15 protein-coding genes are annotated in these 17449 nt (G+C 70.7%); 4 read left to right on the top strand and 11 right to left on the bottom strand.

Annotated features, from left to right (window positions below; translation table 11 throughout):
- Positions 1–18: 18 nt before the first annotated feature.
- From phoB to ACRWK7_RS13500, 4 genes are all read right to left on the bottom strand, one after another.
- Positions 19–723 carry a phosphate regulon transcriptional regulator PhoB gene (gene phoB, locus ACRWK7_RS13515; protein ID WP_109119735.1) on the bottom strand — a complete coding sequence of 235 codons (705 nt, stop codon included), beginning with the start codon at positions 721–723 and terminating at the stop codon, positions 19–21.
- On the bottom strand, positions 720–1457 hold the full coding sequence (phoU, locus tag ACRWK7_RS13510; RefSeq protein WP_431856762.1) for a phosphate signaling complex protein PhoU: 738 nt from the start codon (positions 1455–1457) through the stop codon (positions 720–722). Before phoU ends, phoB begins: the two co-directional genes overlap by 4 nt.
- 144 nt (positions 1458–1601) lie before the next feature.
- Entirely contained in the window at positions 1602–3053 is a 1452-nt protein-coding gene (locus tag ACRWK7_RS13505) for an ATP-binding protein (protein WP_431856760.1), read from the bottom strand.
- Between the two features lie 214 nt (positions 3054–3267).
- Positions 3268–3786 (bottom strand): SH3 domain-containing protein, encoded by a 519-nt coding sequence (locus ACRWK7_RS13500; protein ID WP_431856758.1) that lies wholly within the window; start codon positions 3784–3786, stop codon positions 3268–3270.
- A 214-nt stretch (positions 3787–4000) separates the two neighbouring features.
- On the opposite strand from ACRWK7_RS13500, the gene ACRWK7_RS13495 reads away from it, so the two are divergent.
- Together ACRWK7_RS13495 and ACRWK7_RS13490 are read left to right on the top strand one after the other, a co-directional pair.
- Complete coding sequence (locus ACRWK7_RS13495) at positions 4001–4990, top strand: 2-hydroxyacid dehydrogenase (protein WP_431856757.1); 990 nt, start codon at positions 4001–4003, stop codon at positions 4988–4990.
- Positions 4987–5739, top strand: coding sequence for a glycosyltransferase family 2 protein (locus ACRWK7_RS13490; RefSeq protein ID WP_431856868.1), 753 nt, complete (start codon positions 4987–4989; stop codon positions 5737–5739). Before ACRWK7_RS13495 ends, ACRWK7_RS13490 begins: the two co-directional genes overlap by 4 nt.
- A 91-nt stretch (positions 5740–5830) precedes the next feature.
- On the opposite strand, the gene ACRWK7_RS13485 is transcribed toward ACRWK7_RS13490, so the two are convergent.
- Complete coding sequence (locus ACRWK7_RS13485) at positions 5831–8527, bottom strand: GNAT family N-acetyltransferase (protein ID WP_431856756.1); 2697 nt, start codon at positions 8525–8527, stop codon at positions 5831–5833.
- A 299-nt stretch (positions 8528–8826) separates the two neighbouring features.
- On the opposite strand from ACRWK7_RS13485, the gene ACRWK7_RS13480 reads away from it, so the two are divergent.
- Entirely contained in the window at positions 8827–8997 is a 171-nt protein-coding gene (locus ACRWK7_RS13480; protein WP_431856755.1) for a hypothetical protein, read from the top strand.
- Positions 8998–9007: 10 nt separating this feature from the next.
- Here the strand turns inward: ACRWK7_RS13480 and ACRWK7_RS13475 are convergent, their stop codons facing one another.
- Both ACRWK7_RS13475 and ppa read right to left on the bottom strand, forming a co-directional pair.
- Positions 9008–9508: an O-acetyl-ADP-ribose deacetylase gene (locus ACRWK7_RS13475; RefSeq protein ID WP_431856754.1), complete on the bottom strand. Its 501-nt coding sequence runs from the start codon at positions 9506–9508 to the stop codon at positions 9008–9010.
- 20 nt (positions 9509–9528) lie between these two features.
- On the bottom strand, positions 9529–10086 hold the full coding sequence (ppa, locus tag ACRWK7_RS13470) for an inorganic diphosphatase (protein WP_431856753.1): 558 nt from the start codon (positions 10084–10086) through the stop codon (positions 9529–9531).
- Between the two features lie 159 nt (positions 10087–10245).
- On the opposite strand from ppa, the gene ACRWK7_RS13465 reads away from it, so the two are divergent.
- Positions 10246–12030, top strand: coding sequence for an extracellular solute-binding protein (locus ACRWK7_RS13465; RefSeq protein ID WP_431856752.1), 1785 nt, complete (start codon positions 10246–10248; stop codon positions 12028–12030).
- 3 nt (positions 12031–12033) lie between these two features.
- On the opposite strand, the gene ACRWK7_RS13460 is transcribed toward ACRWK7_RS13465, so the two are convergent.
- From ACRWK7_RS13460 to ACRWK7_RS13445, 4 genes are all read right to left on the bottom strand, one after another.
- The gene (locus tag ACRWK7_RS13460) at positions 12034–13689 is read right to left on the bottom strand and encodes a sensor domain-containing diguanylate cyclase (protein ID WP_431856751.1); all 1656 of its coding nucleotides are present in this window, start codon (positions 13687–13689) and stop codon (positions 12034–12036) included.
- Positions 13690–14228: 539 nt separating this feature from the next.
- Positions 14229–14897, bottom strand: coding sequence for an AAA family ATPase (locus ACRWK7_RS13455; RefSeq protein WP_431856750.1), 669 nt, complete (start codon positions 14895–14897; stop codon positions 14229–14231).
- Between the two features lie 133 nt (positions 14898–15030).
- Entirely contained in the window at positions 15031–16575 is a 1545-nt protein-coding gene (gene ubiB, locus ACRWK7_RS13450; RefSeq protein ID WP_431856749.1) for a 2-polyprenylphenol 6-hydroxylase, read from the bottom strand.
- Positions 16576–16578: 3 nt separating this feature from the next.
- Positions 16579–17355 carry a class I SAM-dependent methyltransferase gene (locus tag ACRWK7_RS13445; protein WP_431856748.1) on the bottom strand — a complete coding sequence of 259 codons (777 nt, stop codon included), beginning with the start codon at positions 17353–17355 and terminating at the stop codon, positions 16579–16581.
- Positions 17356–17449 lie beyond the last annotated feature (94 nt).

Here is a 17449-nt window from a genome sequence, read left to right as displayed (position 1 = left end):
GGGAGCGACCCCCCTTATCTAGGCCGCTTTCTCGTCCAGCGCATACCCCGCCGAGCGGACCGTGCGGATGATGTCCACCTCGGTCTCCTCGTTCAGCGCCTTGCGCAGGCGGCGGATGTGCACGTCCACGGTGCGCGGCTCGACGTAGACGTCGTGGCCCCAGACCATGTCCAGCAGCTGCTCGCGCGAGAAGACGCGGCCGGGGTGCTGCAGGAAGTGGCGCAGCAGGCGGAACTCGGTCGGGCCCAGGTGCACGTCGCGGCCCTGGCGGCGCACCCGGTGCGAGGCGAGGTCCATCTCCACGTCGCCGAAGCGCAGCGTCTCGTCGTTCAGCGCCGGAGCGGCGCGGCGCAGCACGGCGCGCATGCGGGCCACCAGCTCGGTCGGCGAAAACGGCTTGGTCAGGTAGTCGTCGGCGCCGGAGTTCAGGCCGCGCACGCGGTCGCCCTCCTCGCCGCGGGCGGTCAGCATGATGATGGGAATGTCGCGGGTCTTCGGGTTGCGGCGCAGCTGGCGGCAGACCTCCAGGCCCGACATCAGCGGCAGCATCCAGTCCAGCAGCACGATGTGCGGCGTCTGCTCGCCGGCCAGCAGCAGGGCCTCCTCGCCGTCGCCGGCGGCGACCACGCGGAAACCCTCCTTCTCCAGGTTGTACTTCAGCAGGGTGACGATGTCGGCTTCGTCCTCGACGACCAGGACGAGCGGCTTCAGCGCCGAATTCATGGATTCCCCATCTCCTGCGGTGTCTCCCCGGCGGCCACGACGGTGACGCACGAGGTGTCGTTCTTCGGGCGCTCACCCGCCAGCGGCTCGCCCACCACCAGGAAGTGGATGGTCTCCGCCACGTTGGTCGCGTGGTCGCCGATGCGCTCCAGATTCTTTGCCATGAACAGAAGGTGCGTGCACGGGGTGATGTTGCGCGGGTCCTCCATCATGTCGGTGAGGACCTCGCGGAACAGGCTGGTGTAGAGGTCGTCCAGCTCCTGGTCGCGCTCCCAGGCGGATATCGCCTTGCTGACGTCGCGCTCGGTGTAGCTGTCCAGCACGTCCTTCAGGATGCTCCCGACCAGCTGGCCCATGCGCGGGATGCCGACCACCGGGCGCACCGCCGGCACCTGCGCCAGCGCCAGCGAGCGCTTGGCGACGTTGGCGGCGTAGTCGCCGATGCGCTCCAGATCCGAGGATATTTTCAGAGCCGAAACGATCTCGCGCAGGTCCTGCGCCATGGGCTGGCGCAGCGCCAGCAGGCGGAAGGCCTCGGCGTCGATGGCGCGCTCGTACTCGTCGAGGCGCTGGTCGGCCTGGACCACCTGCGCGGCGAGCGCGACGTCGCGCCGGGCGACCGCCTTGACGGCGGCGGCGACCTGCGCCTCGGCCACGCCGCCCATCTGGGTGACAAGGTTGGAGATTCGCTGAAGCTCCTGTTCGAAGGAGCGGACGATGTGCTCACCGGACATGGGCCCTGCTTTCACGCCTCGATGCGGTCGGCGGGACGTTAGCGGGCGACGGAGACCGGAGTATTGCGGTTTGATGACTGTTTTGTGACGGTGGACATGGAGTTGTCATGCTGTTGCCCTCCCCCGCCTCCGGTGGGGGAGGGGTCAGGCCGCATCTCCGGCCCGGCGCTTGGCGGCCGGCTGTGCCGCGCCAACGCCAAGGGGCGCCGCGACCGGCAGGTAGACGGTGAAGGTGCTGCCCGTGCCGACCTCGCTGTCGATGGTCAGGCGGCCGCGGTGGCGGTTGACGATGTGCTTGACGATCGCCAGCCCCAGCCCGGTGCCGCCCATGGCGCGCGAGCGGGCGGCGTCGACACGGTAGAAGCGCTCGGTCAGGCGGGGCAGGTGCTGGCGCGGGATGCCCTCGCCGCGGTCGATCACCGCCACCGCCAGCGAGCGGCCGGGCGGCGCCCGGCGGGCCGGCGCCGCCGGGACCGGGCCGGCCGCCGCGGTGTCGGACAGCGCGACGGTGACGGAGATCTCGCTGTCGGGGCGGGTGTACTTGACGGCGTTGCTGATCAGGTTGCTGAACACCTGGGTCAGCTGGTCCTCGTCGCCGATTGCCGCGGGCAGGCCGTCCGGCGCCTCCAGCCGCAGCGCGATGCGGCGCGCGGCGGCTTTCAGCTCCAGCGAATCGAGGACGCCCCGGATGCAGGCCGGCACGTCCACCCGGCCGGCCGGCGGCATGTGCTCGTCCAGCTCGATGCGCGAGAGCGAAAGCAGATCGTTGACCAGCCGGCTCATCCGGCTCGCCTGGTCGTGCATGATGCCGAGGAAGCGCTCGTGCGCTTCCAGGTCGTCGCGCGCCGGCCCGCGCAACGTCTCGATGAAGCCCAGCAGCGAGGACAGCGGCGTGCGCAGCTCGTGGCTGGCGTTGGCGATGAAGTCCGCCCGCATCTGCTCGGACCGGCGGATCGTCGTGATGTCGTGCAGCGTCAGGATCGCCATGCGCGGCGAGCCGGGGGCGCGGCGCTGGAAGGGGGTGACGCGCACCTCGAAGGTGCGCTCCACCGGCACCGGCTGCGCGAACTCGACGATGCGCGACGAGCCGCCGGCCAGTACGGCGTCCACCGCCTCCAGGACGGTGGGGTTGCGCACGCTGGCGGCGAGGTCGCGGCCGGCCACCTTGTCGCCGAACAGCGCGCGGGCGGCGGCGTTGGCGCGCGCCACCTGACGCTCGGCGTCGATCAGCACCAGCGGGTCGTGCAGCGCCTCCAGGATCGCCTCGTCGGCCTCCAGCTGGGCCTGCGCCTCGGCCGCGTCGTCGCTCAGCGTGCGGCGCAGGCGGGCGATCGCGCCGGCCAGCTCGTGCGCGGCGGGGGAGGCGCGCTCCTCCTCGTCCTCCGTGCCCTGGGCGACGCTGTCGGCGAGGACCGCGAGGTCGCGGCGGTGCTGGCGCAGCAGCAGCCCGACGCCGGCCGCGGCGGCCAGCAGGGCGACGAGCCCGAGCGGAAGCAGCGGCTGGCCGGACAGCGCCGCGGCCACCAGCCAGACAGCGGCCGGCAGCAGCGCCAGCGTGGCGGCGAGGCGGGAGCGGAGCGGCAGCGGCGGGGTCATGACGTACCTCTACACCATCCCGCGGGCGGCGGGGCGGGCGTCATGAAAGATTCATGGTGTGTGAGGCTGTGATTTTAGGCAGGCACGCCTTTGTCCGTCATCCCCGCGAAGGCGGGGATCCATAATTGCCACAGCGTAACGCATTGCAAATTATGGATTCCCGCCTTCGCGGGAATGACGGCCGAATAACCTCACAAACTCCGGGAGGAGACCGCTAGTCGAACTTCTCGTCCGGGTAGACGCCCCAGACGTCGCCGCGCTTCAGCCAGCCCTTGTAGCCCTTGAGGTCGACCTGGCACCACTCGCCCTTGCACTTGGACAGCCAGCCCATAACGCCGGGCTGGGCGCGGGCCACGGTGGCGGCGTCGGTGGAGGGCTCCCTGCGGATGGAGCGCTGCTCGCCCTTGACGATCACGCCGCGCTTGCCCGAGAGCATGCTCTGGTGCACCCAGCCCTCGCTGCCCTCCCAGTCGCGGATGCGGCGCCAGGTGTCGAACTCGGCGGTGATCTCCACCGGCATTTCCTTGCGGGTGAACACCCATTCCACCGGATAGCGCACGCCGGGGCCGGTGCGCAGGTTCACCTCGCCGGAGCGCAGCGTGACGAAGCGCGGCACCGGCAGGCCGGTGACCTGCGTCGGGTTCTTCTCCCGCGCCAGGGCCGGCACGGGCAGACCGCCGGCCAGCATGGCCAGCAGCAGCGCGGCGGTGGGCAGCAGACGTCCGGACGGCATCGGGTGGGCCTCGGCAAGGGCGGGAAAAAAGGGTCGCTGGTGTTTCGGGGGCCACTATAGTTAGGGGTAACTCGTCGGAGCAAGGCCACCGCGGGCCGGCCGTGCGTTCGTCACAGCTGCGTTCGTCACAGCCCGCTGCGACGGCGGCGTGGCTGGACAGCGCGGCGCGGGGCCTGCTATGCCAGACATAAGAATCAGGGGGAGCGTCCGTTCGATGCCCGAACACAAGAAGCCGCTGGTCGTCGTCACGCGCAAGCTGCCGGACGTCATCGAGACCCGGATGATGGAGCTGTTCGATACCCGGTTGAGCCCCGACGACGACCCGATGACGCAGCAGCAGCTCATCGACGCCGTCAAGGTGGCCGACGTGCTGGTGCCGACGGTGACCGACCGCATCGACCGCGCCGTCATCGAGGCGGCGGGGCCGCAACTGCGGCTGATCGCCTCCTTCGGCACCGGCGTCGATCACATCGACAACAAGGCGGCGCGCGAGCGCGGCATCGTCGTCACCAACACGCCGGGGGTCCTCACCGAGGACACCGCCGACATGACCATGGCGCTGATCCTCGCCGTGGCGCGGCGCCTCGCCGAGGGCGAGCGGCTGGTGCGCTCCGGCCAGTGGAAGGGCTGGGGGCCGACGACCATGCTCGGCCACCGGATCTGGGGCAAGCGGCTGGGCATCCTCGGCATGGGCCGCATCGGCCAGGCGGTGGCGCGGCGCGCGCGCGCCTTCGGCATGTCGATCCACTACCACAACCGCCGCCGCCTGCACCCGGACATCGAGCAGGAGCTGGAGGCGACCTACTGGGAGAGCCTGGACCAGATGCTCTCGCGGATGGACGTCATCTCGATCAACTGCCCGCACACGCCGGCCACCTACCACCTGCTGTCCGAGCGGCGGCTGAAGCTGCTGCGGCCGCACTGCTACGTCGTCAACACCTCGCGCGGCGAGGTGATCGACGAGAACGCGCTGACCCGCATGCTGTCGAAGGGCGAGCTGGCCGGCGCCGGGCTGGACGTGTTCGAGCACGAGCCGGCGGTGAACCCCAAGCTGATCAAGCTCGACAACGTGGTGCTGCTGCCGCACATGGGCTCGGCCACCATCGAGGGCCGCATCGACATGGGCGAGAAGGTCATCGTCAACATCAAGACCTTCATCGACGGCCACAAGCCGCCCGATCGGGTGTTGGAGGGCTTGGTCTGACGTCCGGCACCGGCATCTCCGTCATCATCCCCGCGTACGAGGCGGCGTCCTGCATCGGCAAGGCGATCGCCAGCGTCCGGCTGGCGGTCGCCTTCGCGGCAGGGACGGAGTGGCCGGTGACGGCCGAGGTCGTCGTCGTGGACGACGCCTCCAGCGACGCCACGGCGGTTCTGGCCGAGGCGTTCGGCACGCCGGACTGCCCGGTGCGCGTCGTGCGGCACGCGACGAACCAGGGTGCGGGGGCGGCGCGCAACACCGGTGCGGACGCGGCGGCGCACGGCATCCTGTGCTTCCTCGACTCCGACGACGTGTATCTGGCGCCGCACCTCGCGGCGGTCGCCGCCGCCTTCGCGCAGCGGCCGGAGATCGACTTCGTCAGCACCCGCTTCCAGACCAGCCGGCCGATCCACCCCAGCTGGATTCCCGGCGTCTCCGCGGCCTCGTCCCTGACGCTGGGCATCCGCAAGGCGGCGCACCAGCGGCTGGGGGGCTTCCCGCCGTTCCGCTTCTACGAGGACGTGGTCTACCGCCGCCTCGCCGACCGCTTCCTGACCGGCTGGTACATCGAGAATGAGACGGTGGTCTACATGTGGCGGCCGGGCAATTCCTTCGACCGCCAGCTCGCGGCGTTCGAGCAGCCGATGACGGCGAGCGGCTCGGGGCCGGCCGAGGGGCCGCCGGCGCACGTGTGGGAGGAGTTCAAGCGGCGGGTGGAGAGGCTTTCGGGGGAACACTTGCCCCCACCCTAACCCTCCCCCGCTTCGCAGGGGAGGGAACTCCGCCGTCAGCCCTGAAAGCCCTCCCCTGCGAAGCGGGGGAGGGTTGGGTGGGGGCAATACCTCACACCGCCGCCCGCGCCTTCTCCAGGTCGATCTTCACCTCCACCACGCCCGGCTCGTCGAGGTTCTCCTTGCGCACGAAGCCGAGCGCCCGGCACATGCCGAGCATGTTGGTGTTCTCGCGCAGCACCTCGCCGTACACCTCCTTGATGCCGCGCGAGCGGGCATAGTCGAGGATCCGGCTCATCAGCAGGAACCCCAGCCCCTGGCCCTTCATGTCCGAGCGCACCATCACCGCGTACTCGGCGCGCACGTTGTCGGGGTCGGCGGTGATGCGCACCACGCCGTACATGATGGTCTTGCCGGTCTCCGGGTCGGGGCCGACGGCGACGAGGCCCATCTCGCGGTCGTAGTCGATCTGCGTCAGCCGCGCCGCCGCCTGGTGCGACAGCCGCTTCAGAGGCGCGAAGAAGCGCAGCCGCAGATCCTCCGGCGTCTGGTTGGCGACCATGTGGTGCACCAGCGGCTCGTCCTCCGGCAGGATCGGGCGGACGAAGAACTGCCGGCCGTCCTTGATCCGGATGTCGCCCTCCAGCGACTTCGGGTACGGCCGGATGGCGAGGCGCTTGGCGCCGGGCAGCTTCGGCACCGCGACGCGGATGGCGGCGTCGAGCGCCAGCACCCCCTCGTGGTCGGCGAGCAGCGGGTTGACGTCCAGCTCGGCGATCTCCGGGAAATCGACGATCAGCTGCGAGATCTTGTTGAGCGTCAGCGCCACCGCGTCGATGTCCACCGCCTTCATCGAGCGGTAGCCCTGCAGCCGCCGCCAGATCCGCGTGCGGCCCATCAGCTCGGTGGCGAGGCGCATGTTCAAGGGCGGCAGCGCCAGCGCGTAGTCCTCCACCACCTCCACCCCGATGCCGCCCTCGCCGAACAGCAGGACGGGGCCGAACAGCTCGTTCTCGGTCATGCCGACGATCAGTTCGTAGGCGTCGGGGCGGACCGCCATCTCCTGCACGGTGAAGCCCTCGATGCGGGCGTCGGGGGCCAGCTCGCGCACCCGGGCCAGCATCGCCTCGGCCTCGGCGCGCACCTCTCCCGCGTCGGTCAGGTGCAGCGCCACGCCGCCGACGTCCGACTTGTGCGAGATGTCCGTCGACAGGATCTTCAGCGCCACCGGGCCGCCGATCGCCTCGGCGCAGCGCGCGGCCTCCTCCGGCGTCTCGGCGCGGCGGGTGTCGACCACCGGGATGTTGTAGGCGGCCAGCACGCGCTTGGCCTCGTACTCGGTCAGCCAGTCGCGCTTCTCGGCGATGGCTCGGGCGATGATCTTGCGCACCGTGATGTCATCCGGCGCGAAGTCGTTCGGCACGGACGGCGGCGTCTCCATCAGCAGCTCCTGGTTCCGCCGGTACTCGACCAGGTGCATGAACGCCTTCACTGCGTGGCTGGGCGTGTCGTAGGTGGGGACGCGGTTGGCGGAGAAGCGCCGGCGCGCCTCGGCGGCCGAGGTGTCGCCCAGCCAGCTGGTCAGCACCGGATGGCGGCGGCCGGTCGTCTTGTGGATCGTCTCGACGACGGACTGCGCCACCGCCGTCGAGTCGGTGGTGGCGTTCGGGCAGTTCAGCACCAGGATGGCGTCGTTGCCGGTGTCGCCCAGCAGCGCCTCCAGCGCGTCGGCGTAGCGTTTGGGCGGCGCGTCGGCGCCGATGCGCAGCGGGTTGCCGCGCGGCGCCGCCGAGGAGCCCAGCGCGGCGTCCAGCTTGGCCTGCGTCTCCTCCGACAGCGCGGCCAGCCGGCCGCCGGCCTTGACCAGGCTGTCGGTGGCCATCACGCCCATGCCGCCGCCGTTGGTCAGGATGACCAGCCGGTCGCCGGAGATCGCCGGCGCGCCGGTGGCCAGCGTGTTCACCGCGTCGAACAGTTCGCCCAGCTCATCGACGCGCAGCAGGCCGGCGCGGCGGAAGGCGGCGTCGTAGACGGCGTCCGACACGGCGAGCGCGCCGGTGTGCGAGCTGGCGGCCTGGATCGCCTCCTCCGAGCGGCCGGCCTTGATGACGATGACCGGCTTCTGGCGGGCGGCCGAGCGGGCGGCCGACATGAACTTGCGCGCGTCGTTGATCGATTCGATGTACAGCAGGATGGCCCGCACCGCGCCGTCGGCGGCCAGATAGTCCAGCAGGTCGCCGAAGTCGACGTCCGCCTTCTCGCCCAGCGAGATCAGGTGCGAGAAGCCGATGCCGCGCGCCGTCGCCCAATCGACGATGGAGGTCACCACCATCGACGACTGCGCCACCAGCGCCACGTCGCCCTTCTTCGGCGACACCGGGCCGAAGCTGGCGTTCAGGCCGCGCCCCGGCACCATGGCGCCCAGGCTGTTGGGGCCGAGCAGGCGGATCAGGTGCGGGCTGGCCGCGTCGTAGACCTTGCGCATCTGCTCCGGCGTGAAGCCGCCGGACAGCACGATGGCCGCCTTGCTGCCCTTCTGGCCGAGCTGCTCCAGGATGCCGGGCACCTGGTCGGCCGGGTTGCAGATCACCGCGAGGTCGGGGGTGATCGGCAGGTCGGCGATGGTCTTGTAGGTCAGCACCCCCTCGACCGCGCGTTCGGTGGGGCTGACCGGCATGATCGGGCCGTCGAAGCCGGCGTGGAACAGGTTGCGCGCCACCAGCGCGCCGATCGTGCCCGCCTTGCGGCTGGCCCCGACCAGCGCGATGGAGGTGGGCTTGAACATGCGGTCGAGGTTGCGAACGGTCATGAACCGGTTCCGATCTGGCGTGGGTGAGCGGGGTGACGATAGCGGCAACAGGGGTGGACCCGATACGATGCCCCCGTAAACGCGACCAAACGCCGCTCATGTTGCGCTGCACACGGATCCTAGCCGTTTTCGCGGCCGGGTGCGACAGTGTGAATCAGTCGCAATCCGTTGCGGAAAGTCTTGCCTCAGCGCAATTGTTGTTCAAGCGGAATGGAAGGATCGCAAAGGATTTTTCGCGGAACGCTTCGTCCATGTCCCTGTTTGCGGCCTGGAGGCCTACAGCAGAAGGGGACCGACGGATGGATCACCATGACTACCTGCGCCACACGCTGGACTGCCTGGAGGAGGCGCAAGCGGCCCTGCATCTCGCCCAGCGCCGGGGGCAGATCGAGCGCAAGGACGAAGCCAAGCTGATCCGCCGTCTCGACACCCTCACCGAGGATCTCAGCCGGGTGCAGGAGACGCATTGAGCGCCGGCGCTCAGCGCCCGGCCAGCTCCGCCCGGTACAGCCCCGCCGTCTCCGCGTCGAAGCAGACGAAGCGCACGTCCGTGACCGTGCCGTCCCGGGAGAGTTCGTCCAGCACCGCCGCCACGGCGATGCGCGTCGCGCGGTCCTTGGGAAAACCGTAGATGCCCGTGCTGATCGCCGGGAAGGCGAGGCTTGCCAGGCCGTGCCGGCGGGCGAGCGCGAAGGCGGTGCGGTAGCAGGACTCCAGCAGGGAATCCTCGTCCGCCGTGCCGCCGCGCCACACCGGGCCGACGGCGTGGATGATCCACGGGGCGGGCAGGCGGTACCCGCGGGTGATCCGGCACGCGCCGGTCGGGCAGCCGCCGATGCGGTCCAGCTCGGCCTGCAACTCGGGGCCGGCCGCGGCGTGGATCGCGCCATCGACGCCGCCGCCGCGCTTCAGGGCGCTGTTGGCGGCGTTGACGACCGCGTCCACGGCGACCCGCGTGATGTCGCCTTCGACGACGCTCACGCGGGCCGCCGCGGGGCTCATCAGACCACGGGGCCCGGCTTGCCCTTGTTCTCGGCGACGGCGCGCTCCAGGCCTTCGGTGACCATGCGCGCGGCCTCCTCGGCGTCGCCCCAGCGGATGATCTTCACCCACTTGCCCTTCTCCAGGTCCTTGTAGTGCTGGAAGAAGTGGGCGATCTGCTCGGTCAGGATCGACGGCAGGTCGGTGTAGTTGGCGACGTCCGAGTAGAACGGGTGCAGCTTGTCCACCGGGACGGCGATCAGCTTCTCGTCCTGGCCGGCCTCGTCCTCCATGATCAGCACGCCGATCGGGCGCGAGCGCAGGACGGCGCCGGGGATCACCGAGTGGCGGCCGATGACGCAGACGTCCACCGGGTCGCCGTCGCCCGACAGCGTGTGCGGGATGAAGCCGTAGTTGCAGGGGTAGTACATCGCCGTGTGCATGAAGCGGTCGACGAAGACGGCGCCCGACTCCTTGTCGACTTCGTACTTGACCGGCTCGCCGCGCAACGGGATCTCGATGACCACGTTCACGTCCCACGGCGGGTTCTTGCCCGCCGGAACCTTGCTCAGATCCATAGATCGGTTCCTTGTTCTTGTCTTGCCCAGGATGCCCGGCCGAAAGGCCTATGCCTCCCGGCGCCCATGGCGGCGGAGTTTAGGCGGATCGCCCGCGGAGTCCAAGGTGAGTCCAAGGCACTTGCGCAAATTTTGCTGCACTGCGACAATTGCGGGGCCATGCGAACAATCCTCGTCGCCCTGATCCTCGCCGCCTCCACCCTTTCGGCCGCGGCGGAGCCGACCCACGGCATCGCTATGCACGGCGACCTCAAGTACCCGGCGGGCTTCAAGCACTACGACTACGTCAACCCCGACGCGCCGCGCGGCGGCGCGCTGCGCCAGGCGGTGGTCGGCACCTTTGACACGCTGAACCCCTACATCGTCAAGGGCATCCCGCCCTCCGGCCTGAGCGCCGTGTACGAGACACTGCTGGCCCGCGCGCAGGACGAGCCGTTCTCGCTCTACGGCCTGCTGGCGGAGAGCGTCGAGGTGCCGGACGACCGCTCCTCGGTGGTGTTCCGCCTGAACCCGAAGGCGCGCTGGCACGACGGCACGCCGGTGACGGCCGACGACGTGCTGTTCTCCTACGAGGTGCAGCGGCAGTACGGCACGCCGAACCGCCGGCTGTTTTACGCCAAGGTGGCGCTGGCCGAGAGGCTGGACGCGCGCACCGTCCGCTTCGCCTTCCTGCGCGAGCCGGACGGCGGCATCGACCGCGAGATGCCCATGCTGATGGGCCTGCTGGGGGTGCAGCAGAAGGCGTGGTGGCAGGGCCGCGTCTTCGACCGCACCACGCTGGACCCGCCGCCGGGCAGCGGCCCGTACCGGATCAGGCAGGTCGAGCCCGGCCGACGCATCGTTTACGAGCGGGTGGCCGACTACTGGGGCCGCGAGCTGCCGGTGCGGCGCGGGCAGAACAACTTCGACACGCTGGTCTTCGACTACTACCGCGACGACACGGTGGCGCTGGAGGCGTTCAAGGCCGGGCAGGCCGACGTGCGGCGCGAGCTGGAACCGGCCAAGTGGGCCACCGGCTACGAGGGGCCGGCGCTGCGCGCGGGGAAGTTCGTGATGGAGGAGCTGCCGACCGGCCGGCCGGAATACGCGCGCGGCTTCATCTTCAACACCCGCCGGCCGCTGTTCCGCGACCGCAAGGTGCGGCAGGCGCTGGGCTACGCGGTGGACTTCGAGTGGGTCAACCGCACCCATTACCACGGCGCGCTGAAGCGGACGGCGAGCTTCTACCCGAACTCGGCGCTGGCGGCGACCGGGCTGCCGGGGCCGGACGAGCTGAAGGTGCTGGCGCCGTTCCGCCCGATCCTGCCGCCGGAGGTCTTCACCACCGCCTTCGCCCTGCCGCCCGGCGACGGCAGCGGCCCGTACGCCAGCCGCGCCAACCAGCGCGAGGCGCTGCGCCTGCTGGCCGAGGCCGGGTGGACGATCCAGCAGGGGAGGCTGCTGAACGGCGCCGGGCGTCCCTTCGTCTTCGAGATCCTGCTGGGCGACCCGGCCGACGAGCGCCCGGCGCTGGAGTTCGCCCGCGGGCTGGAGCGGCTGGGCATCACCGCCAAGGTGCGCACGGTGGACAGCGCGCAGTTCCAGGCGCGGCTGGACGAGTACGACTACGACGTGGTGTCGCGCTGGTGGTCGTCGACGCTGTCGCCGGGGAACGAGCAGGTCTACTACTACGGCTCCAAGGCGGCGGACACGCCGGGCACCCGCAACTACGCCGGCATCAAGGATCCGGCGGTGGATGCGCTGGCCGCCTCCATCGCCTCGGCCCGCACCCGGCCGGAGCTGGAGGCGCGGGTCAAGGCGCTGGACCGGGTGCTGCTGTGGGGCTTCTACATGGTGCCGCTGTTCCACTCCCCCGTCGACCGCATCGCCCACTGGACCGGCGTGCAGCGCCCGCCGCTCACCCCGGTGTACGGCGCGATGACCGAGACGTGGTGGCGGGAGTAGCCCTCACCCCGCCGCGGCGTCGGTGCCCCAGACCACCGCGCGGTTCTTGCCGGCGCGCTTGGCGGCGTAGAGCGCCTCGTCGGCGCGCCGCATGACGCTCGCCAGGTCCTTGCCGTCGGCCGGCCAGCGCGCGATGCCGATGGAACAGCCGACCCGCACGCGGTCGCCGGGCACGGCGATCGGCTCGTTGACGGTGGCGATGATGCGCGCGGCCAGCGCCTCCACGTCGGGAGCGGCGGAATCGCCCGCCGCGCCGACCAGCACCGCGGCGAACTCGTCGCCGCCCAGGCGCGCCACCACGTCGTCGCCGCGGAAGCACGCGGCGAGCCGCACGCCGACCTGCCGCAGCACCGCGTCCCCGGCGTCGTGGCCGAGGCGGTCGTTCACCGGCTTGAAGCCGTCCAGGTCGATGTACAGGAAGGTCAAGGGACTGCCCCCGGCGCCGCCGCGCACCGTGGCGGCCTCCAGGTACTGCTCGAAGAAGCGGCGGTTGGGCAGGGTGGTCAGGCGGTCCTGGTAGGCGATGTCCTCCATGCGCGTCAGCGCCGTGCGCTGGTCGGTCAGGCTCTCCACCAGGTCGTTCAGCGCGGCGGCCAGCGAACGGATCTCGCGGGCGCCGCCCAGCGTCGGGATGCGGTGGCTCCACTCGCCGTCGCGGATGCGCTCGGCCGCCTCGGTGATGCCGCGCAGCGGCCGGGTGATCCGGCGCGCGGCGACCCAACCCAGCGCGCTGAACACCAGCGCCATGACCACGCCGGCCGCCACCGTCTCGCGGGTCTGCGCGTCGGCGGCGGCGAAGGCGACGTCCAGCGGCTGGCGGGCGAGCACCGTCCAGCCCAGCCCCTTGTAGTCCTTCACCCCCTTGCCGAAGGCGTAGCCGGTCAGGGCGGGGCGCCCGCCCGGCCAGGTCTCGACCAGCCAGCCGCTGCCGCGGCCGGCCTGCGCGCGGCGGACCGACTCGAGGTCGAGGCGGGAGCCGATCGTCGCCTTGGGGCCGACCAGGGCGGTCTTGTCGGCGGCGACCACGTGCAGGGTCAGCTCCTCGCGCCCGCGCAGCGCCTCCATCAGCGAGCGCTCGGTGTCCTGCATCCACTCCCAGCTCAGGTGCGCGCCGAGCACGCCGAGCAGGCGGCCGTCGGCGTCGTGCACCGGCGCGGAGATGTCGACGAATTTCATGGCCTCGCCGCTGGGGTTCGGCAGCAGCTTGGCCAGCAGCACGGCGTCGTGCACGTCGCCGATGAACATGCCGTCGCGTGCGTTCAGGTAGACCGGGCGGCGGGAGATGTCCTCGCCCTGCAGGACGCCGCCGGTGGCGGCCAGCACGCGGCCCTTCGGGTCGGTGAAGCCCATCCACGACACGGTGGGAAAGGCCGCCTGGAACTCGTCCAGCAGCCGGCGCATCTCGGCCGGGTTCACCGCCTCGCGCCGGGCGATGAGCTGGGTCAGCACCCCGACCTCGCTGGAGCGCGCCCACATGGAGCGGTCGAGCTTGTCGGCGAGCTGCCCGGCGATTTCGGCCAGGGAGCGGCCGACCTCGTCCTCCAGGCGTTGGCGCGAGCGGAACTCGGTGAGCGCGGCGAGGATCACCGACACGCCGATCACAAGCGCGGCGCAGGTCAGCGCCACCATCGCCCTCAAACCGACCTGACGGCGTTCCATCCGTTCGCTTCCCGACCCGGTCACACGATCCCCGCCGCGGCGAGGCTTCGCATACATACCCAGGCATGGTGAACAGGTGGTTGACGGCGGGAGCCTGCGGTGGATCGGTGACGGGTCCGACTTCTCCTGCACTTTTTGGCCGTCATCCCCGCGAAGGCGGGATCCATAACCGGCACAGCGGGCGCATTGGGACTTATGGATCCCCGCCTTCGCGCATAGGCGCTCAGTTTAGCGTTTGGCGGCCGGTTTCGGCGACCACTCACTGCCCCAAACCGTCATCCCCGCGAAGGCGGGGATCCATACGTTCCACAGCCTCTTGCCTCGGGAGTTATGGATCCCCGCCTTCGCGGGGCTGACGGCCAAAAAATATCTGGACCGATGTCCAGGACACTAATTTAGCGCCTATGCGCCTTCGCGGGGATGACGGGATGGGGAGGTGGTTGAACGGCGAGTACGCGCCGAAAACCCTTGCCTCAGCGCCTATGAGGACAAGCCCGGCCATGACGGAATGAGGCGGTTCACTCTCTCCGGAAACCACCCTACCGCCGGTGCGCCCGGTAGGCCTGGACGATCAGGTCGGCGACCTCGTCCAGGTCGGTGAAGCGGTCGGTGTTGACGATCAGGTCGTACTGCAGGGCGTCGTGGTTGGAGAGCCGGAACGTCTCCTTGAAGAAGCGCTCGCGCGCCGCGTTCACCGTGCGCACCTCCTCCAGCTTCGCCGGGACGGCGGCGGAGTCGCCGCCGGCCAGCCGCAGCGCGCACACGTCCTCCGACCCGACGACGCGCACGCGGAAACGCAGCTGGCCGCGCAGCAGCAGGTGCGCGCCGCGGCCGAGGATCACGCCGCCCTGGAACGCCACGCCGTTGACCACGCGGGTCAGCAGCCGCTGGTACTCGTTCAGCGGGTCGGTCAGGCCCATCAGGCTGGCGTAGAGGAACATCCCGGCCCGCTCCGGCAGCTTCTCGTCGAGCTGGCGCATCAGCTGCGGGTCGCTGGTCGCCTGCTTGACGACGGCCTCCAGGATCTCCTTGTCGTAGGCGCGCACGCCCAGCCGCTCCGCGACCCTGGCGGCGATCTCCTCGCCGCCGGCGCCGTGGTCGCGCGCCAGGGTGACCACCGGCGGCGGGGTGCGCTCCACCGTGCGGGACGCTTGGTAGTCGTCCACGTGCTTGGCGGTGAGCATCGCGTCGAGGATGTCGTAGGCCATGGCCGCCCCCGCGGAGTCCTGAGTGGAACCCCGACTCTGCGCCCGGGGGCGGGGAGGGTCAAGGCCGCGGGTCGCCCCCACCCCAACCCTCCCCGCTGGGCGGGGGAGGGGCGGGGTGGGGGCAAGTGAGGGGCTACAGCCGCGCCAGCTCCACCGCCAGGAAGGCCAGCAGCGCGACGATGGCCCACAGCGCGACCCGGTCGGAGGCGCGGCGGCGGTTCCAGGAATCGAGCAGGTGCCGCGTGGTCGTTGGGTGCAGGCGCAGGCCGGCGTCGGCGATCTGCGCGGCCACCCGCTCGGCGTCGCGGACCAGCATGGGCAGGCGGCGGATGGTGCGCACCGCCGCCTCGCCGGCGTCGAGGATCTGCGCCTCCGGGCCGCGGTTCTCGCGCATCCACTCCTCGATCAGCGGGCGCGCCAGCTCCCACATGTTGACGGCGGGGTTCAGGATGCGCCCGACGCCCTCGGCGGTCAGCATGCTCTTCTGCAGAAGCAGCAGCTGCGGCTGCGTCTCCATCTCGAACTGCTCGGTCACCGCGAACAGCTGGGCCAGCAGCCGGCCGACCGAGATCTCGTTCAGCGGCTTGTCCTGCAACGGCTCGCCGATGGACCGGCAGGCCTGGGTGAACAGCTCGATCGACTGGTGCGCCGGCACGTAGCCGGCCTGGAAATGCACCAGCGCCACCCGGCGGTAGTCGCCGGTCAGGAAGCCGATGAGCATGTCGGCCAGATACGTGCGCGTCGCCCGGTCCAGGCGCCCCATGATGCCGAAATCGACCGCGGCGATGTTGCCGTCCTCGATCACGAACAGGTTGCCGGGGTGCAGGTCGGCGTGGAAGAAGCCGTCGCGGAACACCTGGTTGAAGAAGGAGGCCGAGGCCTTGGCCAGGATCTCGTCGCGGTCGTAGCCGGCGGCGATGATCTTCTCCACCTCGTCCACCTTGAAGCCGACGATGCGCTGCAGCGTCAGCACGCGCTGGGCGGTGCGGTCCCAGTTGACCTTGGGGATGAGGAAGGTCTGGTCGCCGGTGAAGTTGTCGCGCAGCTCGGACGCCGCGGCGGCCTCCATGCGCAGGTCCATCTCCAGACGGGACGTGCGGGCGAAGGTGTCCACCACCTCCACCGGCTTCAGCCGCTTCAGCTTCGGCAGCACGCGCTGGGCCCATTCGGCCAGCCAGAAGAACAGGTCGATGTCGCGCTCGAAGGCGCGCTCGATGCCGGGGCGCAGCACCTTGACCGCCACCGGCTCGCCTTGGGTGGTGACGGCGAAGTGCACCTGCGCGATGGACGCGGCGGCGACCGGCACCTCGTCGAAGCTGGCGAACAGCGCCGCGATGGGCTGCTCCAGCTCGGCCTCGACGATGGCGCGGGCCTGCTTGCCGGGGAAGGGCGGCAGCTTGTCCTGCAGCTCGGCGAGGTCGGTCGCCATGCGCTCGCCCACCACGTCAGAGCGGGTGGACAGCATCTGCCCCAGCTTGATGAAGGTCGGCCCCAGCTCGGCCAGCGCGGCGGCCAGCCGCTGGCCCTCGCGGCCGTGCACGTGCTTCTTCGCGACGATCCGCCACAGGAAGGCGAAGCCGGGCGCGATGTCGGAGAACGCCTCGGGCACGGCGTTGTGGCGCGCCAGCGTGCGCGCGATCACCAGCAGGCGCAGCAGGTTGCGGATCAGCCGGAACAACGTCTAGACCCGCCAGCCGGAATGGATGGCGGCGATGCCGCCCGACAGGTTGCGCACCCGCACCGACGCGAAGCCGGCGGCCTCGATCCGCTTGGCCAGCGACGCCTGGTCGGGGAAGCGGCGGATGCTCTCGACGAGGTACTGGTAAGACTCGGCGTCGCCCGCCACCAGCCGGCCCAGCTTGGGCAGCAGCTGGAAGGAGTAGACGTCGTAGATCTCCTTCAGCACCGGCAGCACCACGGTGCTGAACTCCAGCACGAAGAACTTGCCGCCGGGCTTCAGCACGCGGTGCGCCTCGGCGATGGCCTGGTCGATGTGGGTGACGTTCCGCAGGCCGAAGGCGATGGTGTAGCTGTCCACCGAGCGCGGGGCGACCGGCAGCTTCATGGCGTCGCCGACCACCCAGCTCAGGCCCCCCAGCAGCCCGCGGTCGACCGAGCGGTCGCGCCCGACGCGCAGCATCGCCTCGGTGATGTCGCAGACCACCACGCGCCCGCCGCCGCGCTCCAGGAAGCGGAAGGCGATGTCGCCGGTGCCGCCGGCCACGTCCAGCAGGGTCTGGTGCGGCTTCGGATCGACCAGGGAGATGAGCGTGTCCTTCCACAGCCGGTGGATGCCGCCCGACATCAGGTCGTTCATCAGGTCGTACTTGCCCGCCACGCTGTCGAAGACGGCGCGCACGAGGCCGGACTTGGCGTCCGGGTCGACGGGGCGGAAGCCGAACCACTGGCCTTCCTGGCCGGCGCTGGGCTTGGAGTCGGGGGGAGTGGTCTCGCTCATGGCGCGCAACATAGCGCGCGGCTCTGGCTTCCGCCAGCGGGGGCGTGGCGGTGCGGCGCGGTGTGCGGCTATTGGGGGCGCCGCACACCGGCCG

Source organism: Azospirillum sp., from assembly GCF_050789165.1.
The sequence above is the reverse complement of the archived record's forward strand: the minus strand, read 5'-3'. Positions and strand labels throughout refer to the sequence as shown.